This is a genomic window from Ruegeria sp. D1(2025), from assembly GCF_056536425.1.
In genome coordinates this window covers 677753-694169 of sequence record NZ_JBQFPO010000001.1, presented here as the reverse complement: position 1 = coordinate 694169, position 16417 = coordinate 677753, and the positions used below count along the sequence as shown (strand labels likewise).

General features: G+C 55.9%; 20 protein-coding genes. 6 read left to right on the top strand and 14 right to left on the bottom strand.

Annotated elements, in window-relative coordinates; translation table 11 throughout:
• Positions 1-77 precede the first annotated feature (77 nt).
• Positions 78-200, top strand: coding sequence for a hypothetical protein (locus ACR1XU_RS03560; protein ID WP_480906287.1), 123 nt, complete (start codon positions 78-80; stop codon positions 198-200).
• Between the two features lie 184 nt (positions 201-384).
• Here ACR1XU_RS03560 and ACR1XU_RS03555 read toward each other — a convergent pair whose 3' ends face one another.
• On the bottom strand, positions 385-1023 hold the full coding sequence (locus tag ACR1XU_RS03555) for a MarC family protein (protein ID WP_170615071.1): 639 nt from the start codon (positions 1021-1023) through the stop codon (positions 385-387).
• Between the two features lie 59 nt (positions 1024-1082).
• Positions 1083-1535 (bottom strand): iron-sulfur cluster assembly scaffold protein, encoded by a 453-nt coding sequence (locus ACR1XU_RS03550; protein ID WP_170615070.1) that lies wholly within the window; start codon positions 1533-1535, stop codon positions 1083-1085.
• A 48-nt stretch (positions 1536-1583) separates the two neighbouring features.
• Here ACR1XU_RS03550 and hisI point away from each other — a divergent pair, with 48 nt between their 5' ends.
• Positions 1584-1985: a phosphoribosyl-AMP cyclohydrolase gene (hisI, locus tag ACR1XU_RS03545; RefSeq protein ID WP_480906285.1), complete on the top strand. Its 402-nt coding sequence runs from the start codon at positions 1584-1586 to the stop codon at positions 1983-1985.
• Here hisI and gluQRS read toward each other — a convergent pair.
• The 4 genes from gluQRS to ACR1XU_RS03525 form a co-directional block, all read right to left on the bottom strand.
• Positions 1980-2897, bottom strand: a complete 918-nt coding sequence (gene gluQRS / locus ACR1XU_RS03540; protein WP_480906282.1) for a tRNA glutamyl-Q(34) synthetase GluQRS — start codon at positions 2895-2897, stop codon at positions 1980-1982. The genes hisI and gluQRS overlap by 6 nt on opposite strands.
• Complete coding sequence (locus tag ACR1XU_RS03535) at positions 2894-3508, bottom strand: class I SAM-dependent DNA methyltransferase (RefSeq protein WP_480906279.1); 615 nt, start codon at positions 3506-3508, stop codon at positions 2894-2896. The genes gluQRS and ACR1XU_RS03535 overlap by 4 nt, the downstream gene beginning before the upstream one ends.
• Positions 3509-3545: 37 nt before the next feature.
• Positions 3546-4886, bottom strand: coding sequence for a methylenetetrahydrofolate--tRNA-(uracil(54)-C(5))-methyltransferase (FADH(2)-oxidizing) TrmFO (gene trmFO / locus ACR1XU_RS03530; RefSeq protein ID WP_480906276.1), 1341 nt, complete (start codon positions 4884-4886; stop codon positions 3546-3548).
• A 264-nt stretch (positions 4887-5150) separates the two neighbouring features.
• Positions 5151-5963: an enoyl-CoA hydratase gene (locus tag ACR1XU_RS03525; protein ID WP_480489837.1), complete on the bottom strand. Its 813-nt coding sequence runs from the start codon at positions 5961-5963 to the stop codon at positions 5151-5153.
• A gap of 30 nt (positions 5964-5993) precedes the next feature.
• Between ACR1XU_RS03525 and ACR1XU_RS03520 the strand changes: the two genes are divergently transcribed.
• Positions 5994-6437, top strand: coding sequence for a PaaI family thioesterase (locus tag ACR1XU_RS03520; RefSeq protein ID WP_170806327.1), 444 nt, complete (start codon positions 5994-5996; stop codon positions 6435-6437).
• A gap of 59 nt (positions 6438-6496) precedes the next feature.
• On the opposite strand, the gene ACR1XU_RS03515 is transcribed toward ACR1XU_RS03520, so the two are convergent.
• Positions 6497-6724, bottom strand: a complete 228-nt coding sequence (locus ACR1XU_RS03515; protein ID WP_170615063.1) for a DUF1127 domain-containing protein — start codon at positions 6722-6724, stop codon at positions 6497-6499.
• Positions 6725-6823: 99 nt separating this feature from the next.
• On the opposite strand from ACR1XU_RS03515, the gene ACR1XU_RS03510 reads away from it, so the two are divergent.
• On the top strand, positions 6824-8227 hold the full coding sequence (locus ACR1XU_RS03510) for an aminotransferase-like domain-containing protein (RefSeq protein WP_480906271.1): 1404 nt from the start codon (positions 6824-6826) through the stop codon (positions 8225-8227).
• Here ACR1XU_RS03510 and ACR1XU_RS03505 read toward each other — a convergent pair.
• A complete protein-coding gene (locus tag ACR1XU_RS03505; RefSeq protein ID WP_480906268.1) occupies positions 8195-8596 on the bottom strand; it encodes a nuclear transport factor 2 family protein in 402 nt (133 codons plus the stop codon). The genes ACR1XU_RS03510 and ACR1XU_RS03505 overlap by 33 nt on opposite strands.
• A gap of 242 nt (positions 8597-8838) precedes the next feature.
• Here ACR1XU_RS03505 and rplM point away from each other — a divergent pair, with 242 nt between their 5' ends.
• Together rplM and rpsI are read left to right on the top strand one after the other, a co-directional pair.
• Positions 8839-9297, top strand: coding sequence for a 50S ribosomal protein L13 (gene rplM / locus ACR1XU_RS03500; RefSeq protein ID WP_039536983.1), 459 nt, complete (start codon positions 8839-8841; stop codon positions 9295-9297).
• 6 nt (positions 9298-9303) lie between these two features.
• On the top strand, positions 9304-9789 hold the full coding sequence (gene rpsI / locus ACR1XU_RS03495; RefSeq protein ID WP_170615060.1) for a 30S ribosomal protein S9: 486 nt from the start codon (positions 9304-9306) through the stop codon (positions 9787-9789).
• A gap of 112 nt (positions 9790-9901) precedes the next feature.
• Here rpsI and ACR1XU_RS03490 read toward each other — a convergent pair whose 3' ends face one another.
• From ACR1XU_RS03490 to ACR1XU_RS03465, 6 genes are all read right to left on the bottom strand, one after another.
• Complete coding sequence (locus ACR1XU_RS03490; RefSeq protein WP_480906265.1) at positions 9902-10573, bottom strand: YrbL family protein; 672 nt, start codon at positions 10571-10573, stop codon at positions 9902-9904.
• A 134-nt stretch (positions 10574-10707) separates the two neighbouring features.
• Positions 10708-11868, bottom strand: coding sequence for an ABC transporter substrate-binding protein (locus ACR1XU_RS03485; protein WP_480906262.1), 1161 nt, complete (start codon positions 11866-11868; stop codon positions 10708-10710).
• Positions 11869-11897: 29 nt separating this feature from the next.
• Positions 11898-13784, bottom strand: a complete 1887-nt coding sequence (locus tag ACR1XU_RS03480; protein ID WP_480906261.1) for an AMP-dependent synthetase/ligase — start codon at positions 13782-13784, stop codon at positions 11898-11900.
• A 4-nt stretch (positions 13785-13788) separates the two neighbouring features.
• On the bottom strand, positions 13789-14562 hold the full coding sequence (locus ACR1XU_RS03475) for an ABC transporter ATP-binding protein (protein WP_480906258.1): 774 nt from the start codon (positions 14560-14562) through the stop codon (positions 13789-13791).
• The gene (locus ACR1XU_RS03470; protein WP_480906254.1) at positions 14559-15323 is read right to left on the bottom strand and encodes an ABC transporter ATP-binding protein; all 765 of its coding nucleotides are present in this window, start codon (positions 15321-15323) and stop codon (positions 14559-14561) included. The genes ACR1XU_RS03475 and ACR1XU_RS03470 overlap by 4 nt, the downstream gene beginning before the upstream one ends.
• A complete protein-coding gene (locus ACR1XU_RS03465; RefSeq protein ID WP_480906251.1) occupies positions 15320-16417 on the bottom strand; it encodes a branched-chain amino acid ABC transporter permease in 1098 nt (365 codons plus the stop codon). Before ACR1XU_RS03465 ends, ACR1XU_RS03470 begins: the two co-directional genes overlap by 4 nt.

The window sequence follows — 16417 nt, the reverse complement described above, 5'->3', positions numbered from 1 at the left end:
AAAGTTCTTTACCGACTCGGCAAAATATGAGAACAAAAGGTCAACAAAGGATTAAAGCCCTGACCGGAGGTGAACCCATGCTGACCCAGATCAAATCCGCCATTACCCGCTCGCAAGCCACACTTGTTCAGGATGCGGCGGGCGCGGTGTCACTGGTCGTCATCCTGGTGGTTGCCCTTCACCTTCCCGTGGGTTTCTAAGCCTTTCTGCCTGCGATCTCGTGCCGATTAAGCCGCGCTTGTTTCCCCATTTCAGTCAAGGGTGACCTGCCTGTCCCAATTCCCTTGAGGGGCCATGCCTCGGCCCCACGCGGATATCCGGACCCCCACGAGAAACGCATTACCTGCCGCCGCCCTTTCCGCCCGGAAGGTGCGGCGGTTTTTTTTACAACTGGCCCGTTCTGAAGATTTCCATCAGCGCCGATAGAACTGAATTGACCGCAACCGAGGCCAGGATCATTCCCATGACGCGACTGATGATGGCCGATCCGGAATGCCCGATGACACGGATGATGGGGTCGGCCAACAACATCAATACCGCGGCGATTGCCAAAACCACCAGCATCACCAGCGCAGTAATTCCCTGATCCGCAAAGCTGTATCGATTGTTGTCGGTTAGAATGACGACAGCCAGCATTGCGCCGGGTGACGCCAAGGACGGCACCGCCAGTGGAAAGATTGCCGGGTTGGGTTTACTTGTGCTGATTGCAGAATCCTCTTCGACCAGGCGCTGATCGGTTTCCGATTTACTTTCCCCGAAAATCATCGTCAGCGCGAACAGGAACAGGATGATCCCCCCGGCCACCTGAAACGAGTTAAGGCCGATATCCAGCGCTTCGATCAGCAATTGACCGAACACAAGAAAAAACAGCAACACACCGGCACTGATCAACGCAGCGAGTAATGCCGTCTTGCGACGTGCCGAAGCCTCGATACCCGCCGTGACGGCAACAAAGACTGGAATTGTACCGATCGGGTCGATCACAACCCAAAGGGTCACGAAATGCTCAAGTAAATTATCCAAAACTCTCTCTCCCGAATTTCAGCCCGGAGACTAGAGAGATTTTCAAAAAAATACCACGTTCAGGCGCAGTTGGCCTGTTCTGCTTTTTCCATCGCCTCGGCCGTCGCGTCCAGCGCCAGCAGGATCGAGGCATGCCGGTTCTTGTAATCGCGGGCAGGCATCAGCACCTCAAGCCCGTCAAACGGCGCATCGGGAGCAGGGCCTGCTTTTTTTAACATCGCCGACAGCTGTTCGCGCGCCAGTTCCACCTGCGCCCGGGTCGCGCCAATAATGGCCTGACCTACAACCGAAGCAGAGGCTTGCCCAAGCGCGCAGGCTTTCACATCCTGTCCAAAATCAGAAATCCGCCCATCGCGCAGTTTGACGTCAACGGTGACAGTGGACCCGCACAACGGAGACCTTTTCTTGACGCTCGCGTCAGGGTGATCCAGCCGGTCCAAATGCGGAATATCCGATGCAAGCGCCAGAATGCGGCCGGAATAGAGCTTGATTAGATCGTTCTCGCCGGACATGGCTTTCCCTCATTGGCTGTTCCCCATACATAGTGGCCAGCCCTCGGGATGCAAAAGGTTTTTGTCATGTCTGAAACACCCGTCTTTGATCTGTCCAACCTGAAATACAACGAATCCGGTCTGGTACCCGCCATCGCTCAGGATGAGCAGACAGGCGACGTTCTGATGATGGCATGGATGAACGCTGAAGCCATTCAGCGCACGCTGGATTCGCACCGCGTTACGTATTGGTCCAGATCCCGTCAGTCCTTCTGGGTCAAGGGTGAAACCTCGGGGAACGTCCAGGAACTGGTGGATTTCCGGGTCGATTGCGACCGGGATTGCCTGTTGGTTCTTGTGCGCCAGACAGGACCGGCTTGTCATACCAACAGACGCAGTTGTTTCTACACTGCCGTAAGAGATGGTGAGGAAGTCGAATTGATGGCCCCGATGTCGCAGCTGCCGCTATAGCCCGACCATCGCACGAATATCACCGGGGCTGACCCCTTCGGCGCGGTATTTTGAGATCGCCCTGGCATCATCACGCTTGGCCAGCCGTTTGCCGGTATCATTGCGGATCAGGCGGTGATGGTGATAAAATGGCGTCGGCAGACCTAGCAGCGCCTGTAGCAGAACATGTATTCGGGTGGCTTCGAACAGGTCCTGTCCGCGAACAACATGCGTGACGCCTTGCGTCGCATCATCCAGAACGACGGAAAGGTGGTATGAGGTTCCCATATCACGCCGGGACAGGACTACATCACCGATGCAGGTTTCCATCTCCTCCGGAGTGAACTCAATCACTCCGGTCTCGCCGTTCGGGCCTTCACCCAATTCCGTGAAATTCGCTACCGATTTCACCGGTCCTCCTGGTATCGTGCGGTCTTTGAAAAGGCTGGCGGCTTTTTTGGTTGCTGCCGAGATGTCCAGACGAAGCGGGATGTCCGTTGGCCGCCTGTCTCCGCCTGAACCTCGTTCTTTCAGAGTTCCACGACACGTTCCGGGGTAGATGATTCCATCCGGACCATGCAACGGCACACCTTCTTGTGGGGCGCTGGCGGCAGCCAGAATGTCCCTTCGATTGCAGGTACAAGGGTAAAGCAGGCCCTGAACCCAAAGATCATCAAGCGCTTTTTCATAAATCGCCGAACGCGCGGATTGGCGCATGACTGGTTCAGGCCAATGCAGGCCCAGCCATCTCAGGTCCTCATAAATCTGGTCTTCCCATACCAGCCGCGATCTGGAACGGTCGATATCTTCAATGCGCAGAAGAAACTCTCCGCCTTCGGCAATGGCCATTTCGCTGGCAAGCAAGGCAGAGTAAGCGTGCCCCAGATGTAACGGACCTGTGGGTGACGGGGCAAACCGGGTTACAAAAGTCACGTCTTTTCTACAACATACACTTCGGACTTCAGGTCCAGGCCGGGCAGGTGCGGACCGTATTCGCGGAACAATAGGCGCGCCGCGCCCATATCCAGCCAGTCATTCAATCGAACGGTGTAAGTATGATCCGCAAGCGCATGATCGTTAAAAGAAAATGCAAGCAACCCGCCCTTGGGAAGCGCATGCATCAGCATATCCAAAGTCTCGGGCGGGGCTGCGCCGATGCCGATCACGCCAATCGCTGTGATTGCGTTGTACTCACCAGCTGTCAAAGGTTTTGAGTTTGTGATGTCGAAGGTCTTCAGGTTGCGATAAACCCCTTTGGCCTTGGCCCCTTCAAGCATCTGCGGTGTTGGGTCAGCACCGTCGACGATCTGAAAACCGGCATCCCTTAATGCGACGCCGGACAGGCCTGTGCCGCACCCGTAATCAAGAATTGGTGTCTGCGCCTCGGGCATTTTGGACCAAAGCGCTTCGGCAACACGTCCCGGCGTGGCATAGCCATTGGCGCCAACTTCGTCATCGTAGGACGGGGCCCATTTCTGATAATGTGCCCGGGTTTCCTGTGGGCTATCCAGATCGTAAGTGTCTTTGAGGTATTTGTCGCTCATACCGGTATGTTAGGCCCGGTTTGCCCGGCGCGTCCAGTCACCAATGAGCAAGCCAGTTCTTCCATTCGGTTTTGGCTCGGTCCGTATAGGCTTTGTAACGGTCCTTTCGCCCGCGCCGTCCGCCTTTGAGGCCGTCAACTGGGCGAAACAGGCCGAAATTTACGTTCATCGGCTGGAAAGTCTTGGCCTCTGCCCCTCCGGTGATGTGATGGATCAGGGCACCCATGGCACTGTCCTGCGGCACTTCAGGTTTCGAAAGACGCATGATTTCAGCGGCGGCCAAACGACCGGCCAACAGACCCATCGCCGCGCTTTCGACATAGCCTTCAACACCCGTGATCTGGCCAGCAAATCGGATATTTGGTTTGGATTTCAGTCGCATCTGCGAATCCAGCAGTGTCGGAGAGTTGATAAAGGTGTTTCTGTGAATTCCACCCAGACGCGCGAAACTGGCGTTCTCCAACCCCGGGATCATGCGAAACACCTCGGTCTGGGCCCCGTACTTCATTTTGGTCTGGAAGCCGACGATGTTGAACAGCGTTCCCAGCGCGTTGTCGCGGCGCAACTGAACCACCGCATGGGGTTTCACGTCCGGTTGATGCGGGTTGGTCAGGCCAACTGGCTTCATGGGCCCGTGCCGCAAGGTTTCACGACCGCGTTCCGACATGACCTCAATCGGCAGGCAGCCATCAAAATAACCTGCAGTTTCGCCTTCGTGAAACTCGGTTTTGTCCGCAGCCAGCAACGCGTCGATGAACGCGTCATACTGATCGAGATCCATGGGGCAGTTCAGGTATGCCGTTCGTTCCTCTTCGGTTTCGCCCTTGTCATAGCGCGACTGCATCCAGGCCCGACTCATATCGATGCTGTCGGCGTAGACGATCGGTGCGATGGCATCGAAAAAGGCCAGCGACTCGGCTCCGGTCTCTTTGCGGATGGCTTCACCCAATTCCGGCGATGTTAGCGGCCCGGTCGCAAAAATCCATTGTCCGTCATCGGGCAGGGCGGTGATTTCCTCTCCGGTGATCTCTATACGAGGGTGCGCCCGCAATTTAGCGGTAACAGCCTCGGCAAACGGATCGCGGTCAACCGCCAGCGCGCCACCGGCGGGCAGTCGATGCGCATCTGCGGTCGTCATGATCAACCCGTTTGCAGCGCGCATTTCCCAGTGCAGCAGACCGACGGCGTTCTGTTCATCGTCATCGGACCGGAAAGAGTTCGAACAAACCATCTCGGCCAGATTGCCGGTCTGATGCGCAAATGTGCCCACCTTGGGCCGCATTTCGTGAATCACGACATCCACGCCAAGCTCCGCAGCCTGCCAGGCCGCCTCGGACCCGGCCATGCCGCCGCCCACGATATGCAGTTTCTGTGTCATAAGCTGCCACATAGGGCAGAGTGCTGACCGACGCAACAGAACTGCGCGCGTCGAATAACGTCCGGATCACGAAGGGGGGGTCTTGGGGTCGCCGCTGCGGGAATGTCTACGCCGGTGAGAGAGACCAGCTCGGAGGGACCTTCCGCCCACGGCGACCCAAAAGTATCGTTGAGGCCTTAGCCTCGACCCAGCTTTGCCACAGTGTCGCCCTTTTGAAAAGTGCAAAAATACGGACAGTGAGGAAAAAAATGTAAAACAATTGCCTCATTGGTGCCAATTTGGCGGCCGTTTTTCGATAAAAGCCGAGATTCCTTCCTCGGTATCCCGATGCAGCATGTTTTCCGCCATTACGTCGCCGGCATAGGAATAGGCCTGCTGGATTGGCATTTCGAGTTGCTGGTAAAACGCCTCTTTCCCAATTTTTACAGCGGTTCCGAGTTTGGTCGCCAGGTGTTCGGCCAAAGACATCGTTTCATGTTCCAACAACATTTCCGGCACTGCCCGATTCACAAGCCCCAGCTCAGCTGCCCTTTCGGAAGAAATGAAGTCGCCGGTGGTCAGCATCTCGAATGCATGCTTGCGCGGGATGTTCCGGCTAAGCGCAACCATCGGCGTTGAACAGAAAAGCCCGATATTTACCCCATTGACGCCAAACCGCGTGCCTTCGGCCGCAATCGCCAGATCGCAAGTCGCGACAAGCTGGCAGCCCGCGGCGGTCGCGATGCCATGTACCTGCGCGATGACGGGCTGGGGCAGGGACTGGATGGACATCATCATCCGGGCACACCGCGCGAACAGGTCCTGAAAATACCCCCGCCCACGGTCCGGAGCCTGGCGACCGGCGGTCATCTGCTTCAGGTCGTGTCCTGCGCAAAATGCCTTCCCGGCACCGGAAAGGATCACTGCGCGGATCGAGGCATCGGATTTCAGTGCGTCAAGCTCGGCCTGCAGCGCCGCCAGCATTTCGTCGCTCAGGGCATTCAGGCGTTCGGGCGCGTTCATTTTCAGATGTGCGATTGCGCCGGTGTCGTTACGTTCCAGAATTGCCATCTTGCCCTCCTGCTGGCTGTGCGCCAACTCTAGGGCGACAAGGCGAGGAGTGGAAGTATGTCGTTGGCGCTGAACAAAAAAGAACTGTCTGATTATCTGGCGCAGGTCTTTCCGCAGGTTCGCGAGGATTTCATGGTCGAGGAATTGTCTGACGACTCGGTCAAAATGCGCCTGATTGTTGCTGACCGGCACCTTCGGCCCGGCGGCACCATTTCGGGCCCTTCCATCTTTGCGCTCGCCGATGTCAGTGTCTATGCGATGGTTCTGGCCAGAAAAGGGCGGCAGGCTTTGGCGGTTACGACCAGCGCTTCAATGGATTTCCTGCGCAAACCCGATGGCGGCGCGGACATGATTGCACATTGTAGTTTGCTGAAACTAGGGCGGACATTGGCTGTCGGTGACGTCCTGATGTTTTCAGAAGGCTCGGACAAACCCGTTGCGCGGGCCAGCATGACATATTCTCTTCCGCCGGAAGGATCGGCTGCGGCCGCTTTTGGATAAAAAAGGCCGGGGGCATGCCCCGGCCAGGGAAGAGGTCCCAATAATGGGACTGGGGATCTCTAGTTCATCCAGAAATAGCGTTTGGTTTCGCGATAGGCCTGATGCCGGGTCAAACCGACATCCTGCAGCAATTTATCGTCCAGCTTTCCAAGATTGACGCGGCTGCGGCGGCGTTGTTCCCATTTGGTGACCGTCGCAGCAAACCGCACTGCCAGCGCGGCGATCAGCGGCAGCCGGGGGCTGTCGGTCAGCAGCATAAGGGCGGGGTTGTGCATTGCGCGTGTCATGTCATGGTTCCTTTCAAATTGTATTGACACAAAGCGTAAATGTTCGGTACATTTACTTGATACATTCAGGATTGTGTCAAAATCAAAGGAAGAATTGTAATGGATACAATTTGGCCAGAGTCATTGCCGAAATCCAAAGGTCCCAAGTATACATTGGTGGCCGACACAATCCGAAAAGCCATTGATAACAATATTCTGGAAGTTGGTGCGAAACTACCTCCGGTCCGCGAGCTTGCGTATCGACTGCAGATCACGCCCGGCACTGTTGCACGCGCTTATACGATTCTGACGGACGAGGGCTTGCTACACGCCGAGGTCGGGCGTGGTACATTTGTAGCCCCGCCACAATCGCCCATTCTGGACGATGTCTGGGCTAGGCAGCTGCATTTGCGGGATGACAAGTACGACGCAAATGTAAGTCTGTTCAGCCCGCGCCTGGCCGATGCAGGGCAGGTGGCTTTGATCCGGGAATGCCTACAGAAGGTGGCTCAGTCCGATCCCGGCCTTTTCCTGAACTACCCAACGCGTGACGCGTACAAGCCGATGCGTCAGGCGGTGGTCGACTGGCTTTCAGATCTTCCGCTGGGCGCATTGACCCATGATGATATTGTACTGACACACGGCGGACAGAACGGGCTGTGCCTGGTGTTTCAGACTATCTTGCGTGGCCCCAAGCCGGTCGTTCTGGTCGAAGACTTGTCTTACGCCGGGTTCCGCCGGGCCGGAGAGTTGATGCGCGCGCAAGTTGTCGGCGTCAAAATGGACCGGTGGGGAATTGATCCGGACGCGATGGAGCATGTTTTGCGCCAGACCCCGGCACAGGCTGTCTGCGTCTCGCCCGAAGTACAAAACCCGACCGGGTCACACACGCCACTGGAACGGCGAAAAGAGGTTGTCGAGGTCGCCCGCCGCTATGACGTTCAGATTATCGAGGACGATTGTTATCGCATGGGGGACGCCCGCGAGCCAAGCTATCGCGCGTTGGCGCCAGAAAGGGGATGGCACGTTTCTTCGATCTCGAAAATTCTGACGCCGGCTCTGCGGGTCGGGTTCGCCATCGCACCCAGAGAGCGTAGCGTGGATCTGCGCCGTTCGGCGGAATACGGATATTTTGGCCTGGCTCAGCCTTTGGCCGAACTGACGCGTCTGTTGCTGTCAGATCCCCGGACCCGAAAGGTGACGCAGGATGTGCGCAAGCGGATGGGGGAATATGTGCGCGTTGCGGTAAACGCACTGGGCGGCTTCGATCTGAACTGGGCACCGGACGTGCCGTTTGTCTGGCTAAACCTTCCATCGGGGTGGCGCGCCGCAGCCTTCAGCCGCGCGGCAGAGCGTGAAGGAATTCAACTGCGCTCGGCAGATGAATTCGCACTGCGCGATGGTCGCGCCCCGAACGCGGTACGCATTGCCATGAACGGGCACGTGTCACTTGAACGATTTGAAGATGCGATGCACCGCTTACGGGCTCTGCTAGACAACCCACCCGAACAAATCAGTGTCTGATTGCTGAGGCAGAGGCGATGGGTCCCCGAAGAATCCGGCCAAATGCGCAATTTTTCCTTGTGCATCCAGATGAACAAAATCATGTCCCGCAACCATGACCGAGCCATCGGGCGCCACCATGTGCCACGTAAAATGGACCACGTCATGATGTGATGTCGGGCTGCTGGTAATGTCGACGCGGCCATTCGCATCCTTCAGGACATTCCCAATATGCGCGCACAATTCCTTTCGGCCCGAAACATCAGCGGTCGGATCTACATATCGACCATTTTCCGCGAAGCACTGCGTCAGCAATTCAAGGCGTTTATTCGCATCAGTTTCCTGCCAGGCAGCTCCATACTCGGCTATTGTCCGGGTCAGTTCCTTCATGTGACTTCTCCGCATCCAAGAGGCATGACATACCTGTGACTGTATCAGTGTGATGAATGCTGGCCATTTTGGACCAAGTTTTTTGGGGTAAAATAATACCTATTTTTTAACCTGCTGTAATTACTTAATTAAATCACGTTTGCATGTATTGACCGGGGATTGCAGTAGGTCTAAACCCCATCCATCGAATTCGGGCCGCTCCGCCAGGGGCGGTCTTTCACATCAAACAGGACTATCCTGCCATGAAAACCTTTTCTGCAACACCTGCAGACATCGACAAGAAATGGATCCTGATCGACGCCGAGGGCGTTGTTCTGGGCCGTCTTGCCTCGATCGTCGCCATGCGTCTGCGTGGCAAGCACAAAGCGTCGTTCACCCCGAACATGGACATGGGCGACAACGTCATCGTAATCAACGCTGACAAAATCCAGATGACCGGCAAGAAGCGCGAAGAAAACTTCTACTGGCACACTGGCCACCCGGGCGGCATCAAGTCGCGCACCAAGCAGCAGATCCTCGAGGGTGCACACCCCGAGCGCGTCGTGACCCAGGCGGTCAAGCGCATGCTGCCTGGCAACCGTCTGGCGCGCCAGCAGATGACCAACCTGCGCGTTTATGCCGGTGCTGAGCACCCGCACGAAGCCCAGGCGCCCGAAGTTCTGGACGTCAAGTCCATGAACAAGAAAAACACCCGGAGCTAATGACCGATGGCTGATCAGATCAATACTCTCGAAGAGCTGAGCGCCGTCGCAGGCGTTGAAACCGTGGCCGAAGAAGTCATCGTGCGTGAACCCGTACGTGACGAGCTGGGCCGTTCCTACGCCACCGGCAAGCGTAAAGACGCTGTTGCCCGCGTTTGGATCAAGCCGGGTTCCGGCAAGGTTACCGTGAACGGCAAGGATCAGGACGTCTACTTTGCACGTCCCGTTCTGCAGCTGATCCTGCGCCAGCCGTTCCAGGTTGCCGGCGTGGAAGGTGAGTTCGACGTTGTCGCAACCGTCAAAGGCGGTGGCCTGACCGGTCAGGCCGGTGCAGTCAAGCACGGCATCTCGAAAGCACTGCAGCTGTACGATCCCAGCCTGCGCGGCGCCCTGAAGGCCGCTGGCTTCCTGACCCGCGACAGCCGCGTTGTGGAACGTAAGAAGTTCGGTAAGCGCAAGGCACGCCGTTCGTTCCAGTTCTCGAAGCGTTAATAAGCTACAGAGATTCAGAATTCAGACGGTCGCAAGAAATTGCGGCCGTTTTTTTGTTCAGGCGCTTGCGCCAGTTGCAGGTGATAAACCGCTGGTTTCGTCTGAACGCAGGTTAATGTTCAGCTTTGCTTTGTTGCACCGCCGCTTCGGCGAGGCCTATGAACCTTTGCCTAATCTGATCAAGTTTGCGCTTGTTCATACGGCGCGACCAGCGGCGTATGGGTATCATCTGCTTGCTGCCAAAACTGTCGATCCATACCCACCGCCCGGACCCGTCAGAGAACGACTGATAGACAATATTTCCAGCATTCTTGTTGCTGATAAGGACCTGTTCTTCGACCAACATGTCAAAGTGTTTGTTCAGTGAATCCAGATGTTCCTGCGTGAGACGCCCGCTTTGGGCCAGCTCCTTAAGGCTGGGTGACAATTGGCCGTCCGGTTCCGAGATGCGCTCGTACATCAGCGCAAGACCCAGATTGGTTTGGATCACGCCGCGGACTTCACAGACCGGAATAGGTTCGTCTCGGTTCTGATAGCGAACCATCAGGTCAAAGGACTCATGAAATTCGCGCAAAAACCCTTTGAACACCGTAGACCGGCGAAAAAGACGGTCGAACCACGTGTCCGTCACCAGGTTGGCGTTTTCGTCCTGGGTATGAGGTTGCGGAATTTTCAGAAGCGTGTCCGGCGAATCAGGGTGTTGATAAACAAACTGACGGTTTCCCTGCGCTATGACTTCGCAGTTTTGCAGGTTCAGCCGATTTTCGATTCGAGATGTAGCCATACCGCCAGATAATAACAGTTTCGTGACAGCGCAAGCTTAGCGGGTGCCGAGATCAGCGCCATGCATCCAATACGCAAGACCCGCCCAAGCGGGCGGGTCGTAGGTGTTGAATTCAGGTAAGGAGTTTCCCTGAGCTATTCCTCATAGACCAGTTTCCAGGCTCCGTCTTCAACCACGTTGACATAGACTGAATCGGCGCCCTGATGATCATCGGGGCCGAATGACATGTGATTCCCGATCAACTCGTCCTGATAGTCCAACGTTTCCATCGCGGCGATGAAGCTGTCGTGTGTCAGATCAGGACCCGCGGCCTCAAGCGCCATGACCATCATTTCCGCCGCTGAATACCCCAGCATAGCAAACCCCACCGGGTCTTCGCCGGTAGCCGCTTTGTATTCTTCAATGAAAGCCGCGGGCGCAGGTTCATCTGCCCGCGCCCACAAGTCCTGCCAGGAGGCTGCGGCGTAAAAGCCTTCGGTCACGCCACCTGGCACCTGGGCGACCACGGTCAGGAAGCTGGCCGAGGTGCCGAGGAATTTCATATCCTCAAGGCCCATCTTCTTGGCAGTGCCCACAACGGTTATCGCCTGCCTTACCCCCAGCGCTATCGTCACGATATCGCATCCTTCATCCCGCAATTTGCTGAGCGAGCCGACGAAATCCGTCTCATCCGGCTTGTGCGTGGTCTCGGCGACAAAGCTGATGCCTGCTTCTTCCGCACCTGCCTTCGTTCCTTCAAGGATTTCTTCCCCGAAGTCTGTTGGCAGATACATGCTGCACACCGCCTGAGACCCGAACTGATCGGCCAAATACTTCACACCAACACGGCTTTGATCGAAGTAGGTCGAGAAGGACGTGAATTTGTTGCGCATGGGCTCCTGCAACATCTGACGCGCGGCTGTCAGAGGGGCAACGTTGGGAATCCCCTTTGGATCCAACAGCTTGAACCCCGCCAAGTTCATTGGTGTTCCCAGCGATTGCAACATGGCAAAAACCTTGTCGCGATTCAGCAGTTTGTTGTAGCCCTGCATGGCGCGTGGCATCTGATAGCCGTTGTCTTCGACGACAAAGCGGATAGTCCGGCCATGAACGCCACCTTCGGCGTTCACGCGGTCAAAGACCACATTTGCGCCCTTCGTGGCAGGAACACCAACTGCAGCGAAGATCCCGCTCAGATCATTGACCGAACCGATGACGATTTCACTATCAGTGACGCCCTGCGTTTCGGCCATCGCCAGATTCGGCGAAACAGACAGGGCGGCAAATGCTGCCAGTCCTTTCATCACGTTCTTCATGTTCATCCTCCCTTTGGGGTACACCATGTCTATTCGTACATATTTTCAATGAGATGTGCGTACTTCTTTTCAACAAAACTCCGTTTGAGTTTCATCGTGGCGGTCAGTTCGTCATCATCGGCAGTTAGCAGAACGTCGATGAGGCGAAAGTCCTTGATCTGTTCAACGCGGGCAAAGTCGTCGTTGACCGACGAAATCTCGGCGCCGATCAGATCCCGTATTTCGGGGGCTGCACACAGGGACGCAAAGCTTGAAAACGGGATTTTCCGGCCTTGTGCATATTTTTCGACGTTTTCCTGATCAATCATGATCAGGGCGGTCAGATACTTGCGCTGATCCCCGATGATGACCGCGTCCGAAATGTAGTGGCTGAACTTCAGGCGGCTTTCAATCTCGGCCGGGGTGACGTTCTTGCCGCCAGCTGTGATGATGATGTCTTTCAGGCGTCCCGTGATGGACACAAAGCCATCTTCGTCGATGCGGCCCATATCGCCTGTTTTGAGCCAACCGTCGGCCGTAAATGTCTCGGCCGTTTTCGCGTTGTTGCGCCAGTAACCCTGGAAGATGTTCAACCCTTTGATCTGAATTTCGCCTTCGTCCGAAATCCGGATGTCATTGTTTGCTACGGCCTTGCCAATTGAACCGATCTTGTTGTCTGTCAGCGTGTTGATGGACGCCAGCCCGGCTGTTTCCGTCATGCCGAACCCTTCGATCAACGGCACGCCGATGGCCCAGTACCATTTCAGCAGCTCTTGCGAGATCGGCGCTGCCCCTGTGCCACCGCGCCGAATTCGATCCAGCCCCAGCATACGCCTGAGATTTCGCAGCACCAGCCTGTCCCACAGCCAAAAGCGCGCGGAAACACCCATCGGAATAGGCCTGTCGGAAAGCAGGTACTCAGCGCGGCGGTAGCCGGCCTTCAGGGCCATTCGATAGGCTGCGCGCCCTATCGGCGTAGCCTCCTGCGCCATGATCTGAACGTGTGAGAAGATTTTCTCCCATACCCGCGGAACCGCCGTGAAGGTTGTGGGTGAAACTTCCTGCAGGTTGGCAAAAACCGTCTCCGGGCTTTCCGCGAAGTTCACCGTGCACTTCGCGGCCAGAGGGAAGAATACCGATACATCCCGTTCCAGAATGTGACACAGAGGCAGGAAACAAAGCTGTTCGTCACTGGCCATGGTCGGCATCGAATGCGCTCCGGCTTCGATGGCGGCCAGAATGTTCTCGTGACTCAGCATTGCGCCTTTCGGCATTCCGGTGGTGCCGGACGTGTAGACCAGCAATGCCGTATCCGGAGGAGAGGCTTTGGCAATTTCTGCCGAAAACCGATCCGGTTCCTCTACAGCAGCCTGTCTCCCGATCTCATAAAGGTCATCGACCATCAGGCAATGTGGATGATCCAGGTCGTGCAGGCCTTCGTCCTCAAGGATGATGATCTTCAAAAGACCGGGGACGTCGCCTTGTATCTCGAGATACTTGTCCAGATGCTCTTCGTTTTCGACAATCAGAAACCGGCTGCCGCTGTCATTTATCAAATAGTTCAACTGCTTGGCCGAGTCAGTTGTATAAACCCCCGAAGCGATGCCACCGACGGCCTGAATGCCCATGTCGAACCAGGCCCATTCTTTGCGGTCCTCGGAAAGGATTGAAACGACCTCGCCCCGTTGCAGGCCAAGTTTCCGCAGTCCAAGCCCGATCCATTCGGCATGCTTCCAGTAGTCATTCCACGAGTAGGACTTCCAGATGCCATAGTCCTTTTCGCGGTGTGCCGTCCGGCTGCCCAGTTCCAAACAACGTTTCCGGAACAACTGACCGATGGTTATGCAACCATCCACGCAGACCGGGCGCTGACCTGGCATCGCATTGTACTGAACACCGTTGATCGTCGTCTGTGGGGGCAGGGGGCTGATATTCATCCGCCTACCTCCACGTCTTTCTGCGTTTCCAACGGCGGTTTTCGCGCGCACCGTCCTCTTGCACGCCCAGATAGAAGTTCCGGACATCGTCGGATTTCATCAGATCGCCGGAAGGCCCGTCCATGACGATGCGGCCGACTTCCATCACGTATCCATAATGTGCCAGTTCCAGCGCTGCGTTTGCGTTCTGTTCAACCAGTATCATTGTCATGTTCTGTTCTTCGTTAAGACGTTTCAGGATGCCAAAAATCTCCTGCACCAAAATGGGCGATAGCCCAAGCGACGGCTCATCCAGCAGCATGATCTTCGGTTTCGCCATCAGTCCGCGCCCGATTGCCAGCATTTGCTGTTGCCCCCCCGAAAGCGTCCCAGCCTCCTGATGCCGCCTTTCTTTCAGGATCGGGAAATAGGAAAAAACCAGTTCCCGGTCCTGTTCGACACGTGTCCTGTCGGTCGAAGTATAGGCCCCAAGGCTTAGGTTCTCATCCACTGTCAGCAAGGGAAAAACTTCGCGCCCTTCAGGGACGTGCACAATTCCTTTCCGAACAACGATGTGCGGTTCGGCCCCCTGAATATCGTGACCTACAAAGGTGATCCGCCCCTTTTCCGGGTCCATTACACCAGAGATCGTTTTCAACAGGGTCGTCTTGCCAGCACCGTTCGCGCCCAGGATGGAAACGATCTGGCCTTCGTGTACCTCCAAAGATACACCGCGAATGGCCATGATCGGGCCATAGAAGCTTTCGACATTGCGGATGGTCAGGATCGGTTCGCTCATGAAGCCTTCCCCAGGTACGCTTCGATAACGGCCGGATGCGACTGAACTTCTGCCGGTGTTCCCAGGGCCAGCCGGGCACCGTCCGCCATGGCCAGCACCCGATCTGACACGCCGGACACCAACCCCATATCATGTTCCACCATCAGCACAGTGATACCCATTTGCCGCCTGATATCGTCGATCCACCATCGCATGTCAGTTGTCTCTTCAACGGAAAGACCCGAGGCCGGTTCGTCCAGCATTAAAAGGCCGGGTTCGGTGGCCAATGCCCGCGCTACCTCGACGACTTTGCGGACACCATAGGGCAGGCCCGATATCATCTTGTCGCGAAAGGCCTGCAGGTCGAGGAATTCAATGATCTCTTCAACCTTCTCACGGTTTTCAATCTCCTGTCTTTTTGCGGACGGTGTGAACAGAACCTGAGAAAGTAAATTAGCTTTACGATGCCGATGCCGCCCGACCAGCAGGTTTTGCAGGACCGTGGCATGCTCGAACAGCTCGATATTCTGGAATGTGCGCGCAACACCAAAATCGGCAACGCCAGAGGGTTTAACCCTCAGCAGATCATGTCCGTCGAATGTGATGGACCCGGAAACTGGATCATAAAACCGGGATATCAGGTTGAAAACGGTAGATTTTCCCGCACCATTCGGACCAACGATTGCGAAAACCTCACCCTTTTCAACTGAAAACGATAAGTCATTTACGGCCGTCAGTCCGCCAAACTTGAGGGTGACGTTTTCGAAGTTCAGAAAACTCATCTCAGACGCTCCGTTCTGAGATAGGATTTCTGCCTTTTGAACATATCTCTTCGGTAGAAGGGAAACAGCTCAAACCATGTGCGTATTTTCAGCCAGCGGCCGTAAATGCCCATCGGCTCAAATAGAATGAACCCGATCAGGATCAACCCGAAAATACCAAACTCCAGTCCCGGAATGGCAACCGTGTTCCCGCCGATCAAGGTCCCGACGTATTCCTTTGAAATGGAAAGGAATTGCGGCAGGAATCCAATGACAATCGCGCCCAGAAAGGCACCGTGGATTGACCCAAGCCCGCCGATCACAATCATCATCAGCAACTGAATCGAAATCAGGACACTGAAAGTCTCGTTGTTGAACGCGCCGGCAAACATGCCCATCAGCGCGCCAGCCCAGCCCGTGACCATGCAGGACAAGGCGAACGAGATCATTTTGGTTCGGGCGATATCCACGCCCATGGCCTGTGCGGAAACCTCGGAATCCCGTACGGCGATAAAACTGCGCCCCAAAGGCGAGCGCAGAAGGTTGATATAGCCTAATGTGACAACAACCGAAATTGACAGAACCAGCCAGTAGAACCAGGACGGCGTCGCCCAGCGGTCCACCAAATGCCCGAAAATCTCGACCCCGCCCAAATACTTACCCGAGACACCTCCGGTAATGGGTTCGGCCAGCACTATTATGTCGTCCATGAGAATGGACAAAGCCATCGTGAAGATCGCCAGGTAAATCCCATGCAACCGCAGGGCAGGGATGGCAACAGTTACTCCGGCGATGCCGGTCAGAACCCCGGCCAGCGGAAACGCGACCACAAAGGGAATTCCAGCCTCGATCAGAATGACATTGGCGTAACATCCAACGGCCAGAAAGGCAGCGTGACCCAGGCTGACCTGACCAGTGTGGCCGGTCAGCAGCATCAATCCCAGTCCTGCGACCGCCCAGATCAGAACATTTGTCAGTTCACCAAGATAGAAATCGTCCAGCCACCAGGGTGCGGCGGCGGCGATGGCAAGCAAGGCCAGGTACATTCCCAACTGGTACCCGTCCTTCCACGGTCTGATGTCCTGCAAGTAACTTGTTTTGAAAACAACCCGCAT

Bases quoted from the DNA above. Each gene is read 5' to 3' on its own strand.
- ACR1XU_RS03560 (WP_480906287.1), top strand. From the start codon at position 78: ATGCTGACCCAGATCAAATCCGCCATTACCCGCTCGCAAGCCACACTT.
- ACR1XU_RS03550 (WP_170615070.1), bottom strand. From the start codon at position 1,535: ATGTCCGGCGAGAACGATCTAATCAAGCTCTATTCCGGCCGCATTCTG.
- hisI (WP_480906285.1), top strand. From the start codon at position 1,584: ATGCAAAAGGTTTTTGTCATGTCTGAAACACCCGTCTTTGATCTGTCC.
- ACR1XU_RS03535 (WP_480906279.1), bottom strand. From the start codon at position 3,508: ATGAGCGACAAATACCTCAAAGACACTTACGATCTGGATAGCCCACAG.
- trmFO (WP_480906276.1), bottom strand. From the start codon at position 4,886: ATGACACAGAAACTGCATATCGTGGGCGGCGGCATGGCCGGGTCCGAG.
- ACR1XU_RS03520 (WP_170806327.1), top strand. From the start codon at position 5,994: ATGTCGTTGGCGCTGAACAAAAAAGAACTGTCTGATTATCTGGCGCAG.
- ACR1XU_RS03515 (WP_170615063.1), bottom strand. From the start codon at position 6,724: ATGACACGCGCAATGCACAACCCCGCCCTTATGCTGCTGACCGACAGC.
- ACR1XU_RS03510 (WP_480906271.1), top strand. From the start codon at position 6,824: ATGGATACAATTTGGCCAGAGTCATTGCCGAAATCCAAAGGTCCCAAG.
- ACR1XU_RS03505 (WP_480906268.1), bottom strand. From the start codon at position 8,596: ATGAAGGAACTGACCCGGACAATAGCCGAGTATGGAGCTGCCTGGCAG.
- rplM (WP_039536983.1), top strand. From the start codon at position 8,839: ATGAAAACCTTTTCTGCAACACCTGCAGACATCGACAAGAAATGGATC.
- rpsI (WP_170615060.1), top strand. From the start codon at position 9,304: ATGGCTGATCAGATCAATACTCTCGAAGAGCTGAGCGCCGTCGCAGGC.
- ACR1XU_RS03490 (WP_480906265.1), bottom strand. From the start codon at position 10,573: ATGGCTACATCTCGAATCGAAAATCGGCTGAACCTGCAAAACTGCGAA.
- ACR1XU_RS03485 (WP_480906262.1), bottom strand. From the start codon at position 11,868: ATGAAGAACGTGATGAAAGGACTGGCAGCATTTGCCGCCCTGTCTGTT.
- ACR1XU_RS03480 (WP_480906261.1), bottom strand. From the start codon at position 13,784: ATGAATATCAGCCCCCTGCCCCCACAGACGACGATCAACGGTGTTCAG.
- ACR1XU_RS03475 (WP_480906258.1), bottom strand. From the start codon at position 14,562: ATGAGCGAACCGATCCTGACCATCCGCAATGTCGAAAGCTTCTATGGC.
- ACR1XU_RS03470 (WP_480906254.1), bottom strand. From the start codon at position 15,323: ATGAGTTTTCTGAACTTCGAAAACGTCACCCTCAAGTTTGGCGGACTG.
- ACR1XU_RS03465 (WP_480906251.1), bottom strand. From the start codon at position 16,417: ATGCGGGTTGTTTTCAAAACAAGTTACTTGCAGGACATCAGACCGTGG.